The sequence below is a fragment of the Bradyrhizobium sp. YR681 genome (assembly GCF_000282615.1).
Classification (GTDB): Bacteria; Pseudomonadota; Alphaproteobacteria; order Rhizobiales; family Xanthobacteraceae; genus Bradyrhizobium.
The window spans coordinates 1-8,691 of the sequence record NZ_AKIY01000021.1 but is presented as its reverse complement, the minus strand read 5'-3'; the positions used below and the strand labels follow the sequence as shown (position 1 = coordinate 8,691).

Annotated in this window: 10 protein-coding genes; 4 read left to right on the top strand and 6 right to left on the bottom strand. The window is 65.8% G+C overall.

Annotated elements, in window-relative coordinates; genetic code table 11:
- Positions 1-255: 255 nt before the first annotated feature.
- Together PMI42_RS03610 and PMI42_RS03605 are read left to right on the top strand one after the other, a co-directional pair.
- Positions 256-888: a TetR/AcrR family transcriptional regulator gene (locus PMI42_RS03610; RefSeq protein ID WP_008130693.1), complete on the top strand. Its 633-nt coding sequence runs from the start codon at positions 256-258 to the stop codon at positions 886-888.
- A 3-nt stretch (positions 889-891) separates the two neighbouring features.
- On the top strand, positions 892-1,674 hold the full coding sequence (locus tag PMI42_RS03605; RefSeq protein WP_008130692.1) for a sulfite exporter TauE/SafE family protein: 783 nt from the start codon (positions 892-894) through the stop codon (positions 1,672-1,674).
- 2 nt (positions 1,675-1,676) lie between these two features.
- Here PMI42_RS03605 and PMI42_RS03600 read toward each other — a convergent pair whose 3' ends face one another.
- The gene (locus tag PMI42_RS03600; RefSeq protein ID WP_008130691.1) at positions 1,677-2,381 is read right to left on the bottom strand and encodes a glutathione S-transferase family protein; all 705 of its coding nucleotides are present in this window, start codon (positions 2,379-2,381) and stop codon (positions 1,677-1,679) included.
- A gap of 63 nt (positions 2,382-2,444) precedes the next feature.
- Positions 2,445-3,110, bottom strand: a complete 666-nt coding sequence (locus PMI42_RS03595) for a DUF429 domain-containing protein (protein ID WP_035964413.1) — start codon at positions 3,108-3,110, stop codon at positions 2,445-2,447.
- A 1,143-nt stretch (positions 3,111-4,253) separates the two neighbouring features.
- Between PMI42_RS03595 and PMI42_RS03585 the strand changes: the two genes are divergently transcribed.
- Positions 4,254-5,579 carry a TROVE domain-containing protein gene (locus PMI42_RS03585; RefSeq protein WP_008130689.1) on the top strand — a complete coding sequence of 442 codons (1,326 nt, stop codon included), beginning with the start codon at positions 4,254-4,256 and terminating at the stop codon, positions 5,577-5,579.
- 114 nt (positions 5,580-5,693) lie between these two features.
- Positions 5,694-7,034: an RtcB family protein gene (locus PMI42_RS03580; RefSeq protein WP_008130687.1), complete on the top strand. Its 1,341-nt coding sequence runs from the start codon at positions 5,694-5,696 to the stop codon at positions 7,032-7,034.
- Between the two features lie 42 nt (positions 7,035-7,076).
- Here the strand turns inward: PMI42_RS03580 and PMI42_RS03575 are convergent, their stop codons facing one another.
- The 4 genes from PMI42_RS03575 to PMI42_RS03560 all read right to left on the bottom strand — a co-directional run.
- Entirely contained in the window at positions 7,077-7,424 is a 348-nt protein-coding gene (locus PMI42_RS03575; protein ID WP_008130685.1) for a carboxymuconolactone decarboxylase family protein, read from the bottom strand.
- A 3-nt stretch (positions 7,425-7,427) separates the two neighbouring features.
- Positions 7,428-7,949: an RNA polymerase sigma factor gene (locus tag PMI42_RS03570; RefSeq protein WP_008130683.1), complete on the bottom strand. Its 522-nt coding sequence runs from the start codon at positions 7,947-7,949 to the stop codon at positions 7,428-7,430.
- Positions 7,946-8,155, bottom strand: coding sequence for a YgaP family membrane protein (locus PMI42_RS03565; protein ID WP_008130681.1), 210 nt, complete (start codon positions 8,153-8,155; stop codon positions 7,946-7,948). The genes PMI42_RS03570 and PMI42_RS03565 overlap by 4 nt, the downstream gene beginning before the upstream one ends.
- A gap of 112 nt (positions 8,156-8,267) precedes the next feature.
- Positions 8,268-8,691 (bottom strand): serine hydrolase (locus PMI42_RS03560; RefSeq protein WP_008130673.1); only part of this gene is annotated, 424 nt, incomplete at its 5' end.

The window sequence follows — 8,691 nt, the reverse complement described above, 5'->3', positions numbered from 1 at the left end:
GAAAAAGCCGGTGCCGAACGGCGGACGGCTGTTCTAACGGCGCGCTTAAACGACGGGCCGTCGTCAGCGCTGGCCGCCCGCGGACCGTCGCAATCCCCCTGTTTCCCGGCCTTCCGGCCCTCTCCACTTGACGAAAATTCCTTTGGCGTTTAAAAATGACTGACTGATCGTTTTTTATTTTCGACCCGCTATTTCTCCTGTTCCGAGCCGAATGCCTAAAACGATCGATCTGTCAGTTATTTATGGACCGCGCGGATGCCCAAGATCAGCGACAAGCAGCGCGAAGGCCGGCGGCAGCAGATTCTCGAAGCGGCCCTTGCCTGCTTCGCCGAGGACGGCTTTCACCAGACCGGCATGGCCGACATCGTCAAGCGATCGGGGCTGAGCCACGGCGCGGTCTATCTCTACTTCCAGGGCAAGGACGATCTGATCGAGGCGCTGGCCGACGACCGGCATCGCCGCGAAGCCGTGCTCAATTCGGTCGCGCAAGGCTCGGGCGACCCGATTGAGGGACTGCACGCGCTGGTGCGCGTCTACGCGCAATGGCTCACCGATCCCGCCGGCGAAGCGCGCCGTCGCGTCGGCATCCATGGCTGGGCCGAGGCGCTGCGCAACCGCCGCGTCCGTACCAGCGTCGTCGAGGGCATCGACATGCCGCGCGCGCTGATCGTGGCGCTGGTCGAGCGCGGCCAGCATGACGGCCTCATCAAGCGCGACCTCGGCGCCGACGCGATCGCGCGCGTGCTGATCGCGATCTTCCAGGGCTTCGTGCTGCAAAAATGCTGGGGCGAGGATTTTGACGTCGCGGCGTGCATGACGGCCGTGGCGGGCGTGATCAAGGGATTTCGCACGACCAGGACTGACGTCAAGCGGCGAACCAGGACGTAGGCGATGACCGGGATCCACGACCTCCTCGCTGGCGCCGGCGTCGGTCTCGTCGGCGGGTTGACATCGGGCTTCATGGGCACGAGCCCGGGTGGCGGGCTCGTGATCTTCACCGTGCTGCTGCTCGGTGCCGAACAGCACGTCGCGCAGGGGACGTCTCTCATCACCCAGGTTCCGCCGACCGGTCTCGCCGGCGTGCGCCGCTACTGGCAGAGCGGCAATCGCAGCCCTCTGCAATGGATCGTCTGGATCAGCATCGGATTTCTCGTCGGCGGCGTGGGTGGCGGCTATGCCGCGGCGGCCGTCTCCGACGCGGTCCTGCAATGGACCTATGTCGTCTATCTCGTCGCGTTGATCGCGCTCCTGATCCTGCGACGTGACCGCAAGGACGGAAGCACCGAGGGCGGCGACCGAGACGACCTGCCCGGGCTGCCCCTGCTCCTCATCGGCATGCTTGCCGGATTTTCTTCCGGCTTCATGGGGATCGGCGGTGGCCTCGCGATCACGGTCGGCCTCGCGGCGGGCCTGCGCGTGCCGCAGCATCAGGCGCAGCTCGTCAGCCTCATTTTCTCGGTGATCCCGACCAACATCCCGGCGGCCTGGATCTACTGGAGCAAAGGCCTGATGGTCGGCTGGCCCGCCATCATCGGCATCGTCGCCGGCCTCTGGATCGGCACCGATCTCGGCGCCCGCATGGCCAACGGTGTCAGCAAAGCGGTGCTGCGCCGGGCCATGATCGCCCTCGTCTCGCTGATGGCGGTCTACATGACCCATAAGGCGCTGACCTGATCCTACGGCCGCTTCGGAATGTTCAGCCCGCGCTGCACCGCCGGACGCGCCAGCCCGCGTTCGAGCCAGGCGCCGACCGATTTGAACTGGGTAAACTCGACGAGATCGCCGGCGCCGTAGAAGCCGATGAGATTGCGCACCCAGCCAAGCATCGAGATGTCGGCAATGGTGTAATCGTCATCCATGAACCATTGCCGGCCCGCAAGATGCGTATCCATCACGCCGAGCAGGCGCTTGGCTTCGCTGACGTAACGGTCGCGCGGGCGCTTGTCCTCAAAATCCTTGCCGGCGAATTTGTGGAAGAAGCCGACTTGGCCGAACATCGGCCCGACGCCGCCCATCTGGAAATGCACCCACTGGATGGTCTGGTAGCGGCGCGCGGCATCCTGCGGCAAAAGCTTGCCGGTCTTCTCCGCGAGATATTGCAGGATCGCACCTGACTCGAACAGCGGCAGCGGCTTGCCGCCGGGCCCGTTGGGATCGAGGATCGCCGGGATCTTGCCGTTCGGATTGAGCGAGAGGAACTCAGGCGTCTTCTGGTCGTCCTTGCCGAAATCGACGAGATGAACTTCGTAGGGCAGCCCGATCTCCTCCAGCATGATCGAAACCTTGACGCCGTTCGGCGTCGGCAGGGAGTAGAGCTGGAGCTGCTCCGGATGCGCGGCGGGCCAGCGCTTGGTGATGGCAAAGGCGGAGAGATCGGACATGAGGACCTTCGATCTGCTGTTGAGGCGAAACTAATCTAGGCGAAGAGCCGTATGACGCAAGGTTCAATAATTGATCTCCATCCGTAATCCGCGCGGATCGGTCTCGCCATCGCCGACGCGCTGCGTGCTGTCGCGCGCTGCGACCGCACAGGCACAGGCGTCGATGAGATCGTCGCGTGCGATGCCGGTGCCGTGACGCTGCGTCAGCCATTTCGGCAGTCGCGTGAAACCGCGTTGCGCCAGCAGTGCGATCCGCTGCTCGCGACCTTGCGCCGACGTCTTCTTCGCAAGCCGGACTCGCCCGGCCAGATTCCAGAAGATCAATTCCGGATGCGCTTCGCCGATCGTCGCCTGCCGTGCCGGTGTCATGATCGCGTCGACCTCCCTGATCTTGTCCCTGATATTCCAGAGCTGCGCCGACACGCCCCTGCCCTTGCCTTCGTGCTTCCAGTAGTAGCGATTGGCGGCTGTCATGTCGGCGAACGTCCAGAGGTCACGGCGCGCACCGAGAAACACGGCCGGCCCGACCAGCTCGCGGGCGCGCAAATCACAGGCGCGATAGCCGCTCTTCTCCAATCCGATCGGCATGTCGATCATCGCGCGTGCATGCGGCATCGCAAGCAAGCGTGTGAGGCCCGGCGAATAGTCGAATCCGTGCTGGCCGCGGTCATCGATCCAGGCGGCGACCCAGCCGAAACGAAATCCGTCGAGGCCGAGATAGTTGGGCACGTCACGCATCCGTCATTTTCAATTTTCGCACTTGCGTCGCTTGACATCCGCAAGTTGCAGGCGTACTTCCCGCGGCCTCGCGAGCACTTCCGCTCGCGTCAGACACCATGAACCGAGCGATGTCACACCGCTACGAAAGAATTGTCCGTATGCCGAATAGCTCCAAGCTATTCGATCTCGCATGCCCGGCTCATGGGAGCGATCTTGCCTGACCGCAAGATCGACCGTCCGCTTCTCACGGACCCTCCCGAGCCTGCCGCTCCGGAGGGTTTTTTGTTGCCCGCCGCGCGGCCCAGCCGAACATCCCGGCAATCGCCGGAACGAGAGACCCGGATCTCGGGGCTCGCGCTGGAGAGGCGCGTGCCCATGCGCGCGGGGCCTGCCGGAGGGAACGAGGCGATGAGCCGGACACCGATGGCAGAGCGAACCCGGATGGTTCGCAACATGCGGCGCGTCGACAGCGCCGCGATAGATTTTTCGTAACTCGGTTTGCCGCGACGCTCGCGGCTCAACCGACGCTGGTGGTGAAGATGCCGGATACTTCTCCATGGTCAAGCGGGTTCGACTCCCGCCTTTGACACACGCACCGGGATGCGACCTCGGGAGAGGCTTGCACGCGGCCCGGCGCAGGATTTGTCCGCAGGGACAATCCTGCGTTGTCGTCACTGAAAGCCGATATCGACTGTTCCCCAGCGTACCCTTCCAACGCCGGTGCGAAAGCATCGGTCTGGCGGTGGTGAAGATGTCTGTTACTTCGTCTGTGAAACGACCGCCCCTTCGGGGCAGCAACAGCATCGCCCGTTCCCCGCCAATCCCATCACGGTCCGTGGTGAAGATCGCTGTTACTTCGCCTATCACGCGAGAGGTCGCGGGTTCGAATCCCGCCCGGTGTACCATGCACCGGTAGCTCAGTGGCCAGAGCGCTTTCCGGCGAGCTTCGGCTCGCCGGGTCTCAGCAATCGCCTGTTCCCGGATCGTGTCCTTGTCGTCGCCACCGCCGGTGGTGAAGAGCGCTGTTACTTCGCTGTCGGAGGTTCGAGCCCTCCCGGACGCCAGTCCGTAGCTCAGTTGGTAGAGCACGATCAGCCTCGCTTGTTCCCCGGCACCCGTTTCTCGTCCCCCATCAACCCAGAGGAGGCCAACATGGTCAGGCTCAACAAGATCGTTCGCGCCTTCACGCGTGAGAACGAGCGCGCAATTCGCTTCACGCCCGAGATGGAGCTGAAGCGGGCGCTGATGAACTGCCTCCTGTGGGAGGACCAGTTCTACGAGGACGGCGTCTCCATCGCCGACCGCGTCAGGACGCTGGTGCCCAAGGTCGCCCCCGCCCGGGTCGCGCAGCTTGCGATCGAGGCGCGCGAGGTGATGAAGCTGCGGCACGCGCCGCTGCTCGTTATCCGCGAGATGGCACGGAGCGAGAAGCACCGCGCCCTCGTTGCCGACACGCTCGCCCAGGTGATCCAGCGTCCCGACGAGATGACGGAACTGCTCGCGATCTACTGGGCGGATGCGCTGGGGCCGATGCAGCAGCGCAAGCGTCAGCCGGTCTCGGCGCAGGTCAAGAAGGGTCTTGCCCGCGCGCTGACCAAGTTCGACGCCTATCAGCTCGCCAAGTGGGACCGCGACGGCGCGGTGCGGATCAGGGACGTGCTGTTCCTGGTGCACGCCAAGCCGAAGGACGCCGAGCAGGCCAAGGTGTGGAAGCAACTCGTCGATGGCGAGCTCGCCTCCCCCGACACCTGGGAGGTGTCGCTCTCGGCCGGCAAGGGCAAGCGCGAGACCTTCGAGCGGCTGATCGCCGAGCGCAAGCTCGGCGGCCTGGCGCTCCTGCGCAATCTGCGGCTGATGCAGAACGCAGAGGTGCCGCGCGAGACCATCGCGGGCGCGATTGAGGCGATGCGGACGGATCGTATCCTTCCCTACCGCTTCATCACGGCGGCGCGCTATGCGCCGGACTTCGAGCCCGAGCTCGAGGCCGCGATGCTCAAGTCGGTCAAGGACCATGTGCGGCTCCCCGGCCGGACCCGGCTCCTGATCGACGTGTCGGGCTCGATGTTCGCAACCCTCTCCGCGCAGTCGGAAATGACGCGCGCGGAGGCGGCGTGTGGCCTGGCCATCCTGGCACGCGAGATCTGCGACGAGGTCGAGATCTTCACCTTCTCCGACAAGGTGGTGAAGGTCCCTCCCCGCCGCGGCTTCGCGCTTCGAGATGCGATCATCAACTCGCAGGCTCATAGCGGGACCTGGCTCGGCAAGGCCGTAACGGAGATCGACCGAAAGGGCGATCGCCTCATCGTCTTCACCGACGAGCAGAGCCACGACCAGGTGCCCGAGCCCAGGGCGCACGGCACCGTGGTGAACGTGGCCTCGTATCAGCACGGTGTCGGCCACGGCGCCTGGACCCGCGTCAACGGCTTCTCCGAGGCCGTGGTCGCGTGGATCGCGGCGTCGGAGACGGCGCTGAACTGATGCGCAACGACAACGGCCCCGGACGCGAGACGCGCCCGGGGCCTCCGCAATCTCTGAAATGATCCACGCAGGCCGATTATGGTACGCGTAGGATGTGAAGCAGGACATACGACCATGCGACGACCCGACCCCTATATGGAACGCGCCCGCGAGCTCTGCCTCGCCGCCGGCGTCGATCCCGACTCGCGCGTCGGCGAAGGACGCGGCCAGCCCGCTTGGTGCTCTTACCGGGACGCCGCCCGCAAGGAGCATCTTGCCCGCGAGGCCAATGCGACCGCGAGCTCGATCGCCGAATTCCGAACGCAGGACACCCGCTTCCAGAACGCGCCGCTGAAGATCTTCGGCCCGCATGAGGAAGCGACCATTGCGCAGATGCGCAACTGCATGGCGATCGGCAACGTCGTCTCCGGCGTGATCTGCGCCGATGGCCATCTCGGATACGCCCAGCCGGTCGGCGGGGTCATCGCCTATGAGAAGCAGATCAGCATCTCCGGCGTCGGCTTCGACATCGGTTGCGGCAACATGGCGGCCCGGCTCGACACGCGCTTCGACGACATCGCGGCGATCGTGCCCACGATCATCCGCGACGTCGCCAAGGTGATCTCGTTCGGCGTCGGCCGTGCCAACGCGGAACGGGCCGAGCACGATCTGTTCGACGACGGCGATGCCTGGCGCGAGAGCGACATGGAGGCCTACCGTCAGAAGGCGGTGAGCCAGCTCGGCACGGTCGGATCGGGCAACCACTATGTCGACCTCATGCGCGACGAGGAAGGCTTTGTCTGGATCGGCGTCCACTTCGGAAGCCGCGGTCTCGGACACACCTCCGCGACGCGCTACCTCAAGGCCGCCGGCGGCAAGGACGGCATGAACGTCCCGCCCGCCGTGGTCGACGAGGACTCCGAGATCGGCCGCCGCTATATCGCGGCGATGCAGCTCGCCGGGCGTTACGCCTATGCGGGCCGCGAATGGGTCGTCGAACGCGTCCGCCAGATCATCGGCGGCAGCGTGACCGAGAGCGTGCACAACCATCACAACTATGCCTGGCGTGAGACCCACGACGGGCGTGATCTGTGGGTGGTGCGCAAGGGCGCGACGCCGGCGTTTCCCGGCCAGAAGGGATTCGTCGGCGGCTCGATGGGCGACGACGCCGTCATTCTCGAAGGCGTCGACGGTCCGGAAGCCAAGGCTTCGCTGTACTCGACCGTGCATGGCGCCGGCCGCCTGTTCGGACGCAAGGAGGCGAAGCGGCGCTTCTCGCGCGCGGAGATGGACCGCTGGCTCAACGAGCGCGGCGTCACCTTGATCGGTGCCGACCTCGACGAGAGCCCGATGGCCTATCGCCGCCTGCCGGATGTGCTGGCGCAGCACGCCGGCACCGTGCGCGTGTTGCACACGCTGCGGCCGTTCGCCGTCGCCATGGCCGGCGAAGGCGAATTCGATCCTTGGAAGGACTGACGCAAACAGTGGGCGGGAGGTGATGCCTCCCGCCTGCATCATCTATGTTTCTTCCTTGTTTTGGTTCTGCTCGAACAGGCGCTGCGCCAGCAGCGCATGGCCGAGCGTGCCGCCAGCGCGCACGGCTGCCGCGATGAGCGCGGCTTCCGCGACCTCCTCGCGCGTCGCGCCGGCTCTCGCCGCCTGCGCCGTATGCACATCGAGGCAGTAGGCGCATTGCGTGGTGAGCGCGACCGCGAGCGAGATCAGCTCGCGGTATCTCGGCGGGATCAATCCGTCCTTGCGCTCGACCGCGTGGTTGAATGCAAGGAATGCGTTGGCCTCGACCGGCGCCAGCGCCACGAAGGCGGGGATCGATTTCAGATCGTCAGGATTTTGATAACCGGTCATGTCTCACCTCGTCAGATATTCGCGCATCAGCGCGCGGGCGCGGTGCAGGCGTGCCTTCACGGTCTGCCTGGTCGCACCGAGCGCGGCGGCGATTTCGTCGATCGTCATTTCCCTGACGTCGCGCATCAGCGCGACATCGCGATAGTGCGGCGGCAGCGCCTCGAAGGCCGCGGCCACGTCGAGCCGCAGATCGGCCTCGGGCCGCGCGAGCAGCACGGCCTCCGCTTCGCCCTCGTCGACCGCCGGCAATAGCCCCGCCTTGCGCGCAAGGCGCAGGCATTCGCGGCGGACCACGCTGAACAGCCAGCCGGACAAGGCCAGCAGCGAACGGATCGTTCCGACATGGCGGAACAGGATCCACATCGCCTCCTGCGTTGCATCCTCGGCATCCGCCGAGCTGCGGCAGGTCGCGCGCGCGTAGCGGCGGATGTCCGGCTGCGTCGTCTCGAGCAGCGACGCGATCGCCCCGATATCGCCGAGCCGCGCCGCCTCGAACAGGCCTGGCGAGATCGCGGCTGCCCTCATGACATCCCTCCTCGTCCGATCCCCGCCACGGCGCACATCGGACAATAGCCGACGAGCCCGGTCAGCGCGAAGCCGGCGCCGCCGAGGGCCACCAGCCACGCGGCGGGGCCGGCAAGATAGACGAGCGCCACGACCGCCATCGCAACGCTTGAAGCGATCCGCACCGCCTGGTGCAGGCCGCCGATGTTCTTCCTGTAAAATGCCATCGCATCCTCCGAGATGGGCCGAGGCGGATCGCCTCGACGACAAAGAGGGCGCGATGGCCACAAAGGATTCGCAGGCGCGCGCAATTTTTTCCCGGTCAGCCTCTTTTCGCGGTCAGCTTTGGACCGCCTGGTAGGCCAGGCGCTTGAACTCGAAGAAGAACGGGTTCCAGAAGCCCATATAACGCTGGGCCATCAGGACGCCCGCGGTATTGGCCTCGGGGCAGATCCACCAATGGGTGCCGGCAAGGCCGCCCCACTGGAATTCGCCGGTGGAATTCGGCGGATCGAACGGCGCCGGGGCGAAGGTCACGGCGCCGCCGAGGCCAAAGCCCTTGCCGGGGATCGGCCCGAGATTGGCAAAGCGGATGGTCCGGCCCGCGGGCAGCTGGTTCGTCATCATCTGTCGCAGCGTATCGGGCTTGAGCAGCGCATCCGATCCGGGCACCAGCGCGCGCACGAGTGCGAGCATGTCCGGCAGGGTCGAGACCAGGCCACCGCCGCCCGACAATCGCGGGAACGGCCGCCGATAGGCTTTG

Excerpts from the sequence above, each read along its gene's own strand:
- PMI42_RS03575 (WP_008130685.1), bottom strand. The coding sequence starts at position 7,424 with ATGACCGGTTATCAAAATCCTGACGATCTGAAATCGATCCCCGCCTTC.
- PMI42_RS03610 (WP_008130693.1), top strand. The coding sequence starts at position 256 with ATGCCCAAGATCAGCGACAAGCAGCGCGAAGGCCGGCGGCAGCAGATT.
- PMI42_RS03600 (WP_008130691.1), bottom strand. The coding sequence starts at position 2,381 with ATGTCCGATCTCTCCGCCTTTGCCATCACCAAGCGCTGGCCCGCCGCG.
- PMI42_RS03565 (WP_008130681.1), bottom strand. The coding sequence starts at position 8,155 with ATGGCATTTTACAGGAAGAACATCGGCGGCCTGCACCAGGCGGTGCGG.
- PMI42_RS03570 (WP_008130683.1), bottom strand. The coding sequence starts at position 7,949 with ATGAGGGCAGCCGCGATCTCGCCAGGCCTGTTCGAGGCGGCGCGGCTC.
- PMI42_RS03605 (WP_008130692.1), top strand. The coding sequence starts at position 892 with ATGACCGGGATCCACGACCTCCTCGCTGGCGCCGGCGTCGGTCTCGTC.
- PMI42_RS03580 (WP_008130687.1), top strand. The coding sequence starts at position 5,694 with ATGCGACGACCCGACCCCTATATGGAACGCGCCCGCGAGCTCTGCCTC.
- PMI42_RS03585 (WP_008130689.1), top strand. The coding sequence starts at position 4,254 with ATGGTCAGGCTCAACAAGATCGTTCGCGCCTTCACGCGTGAGAACGAG.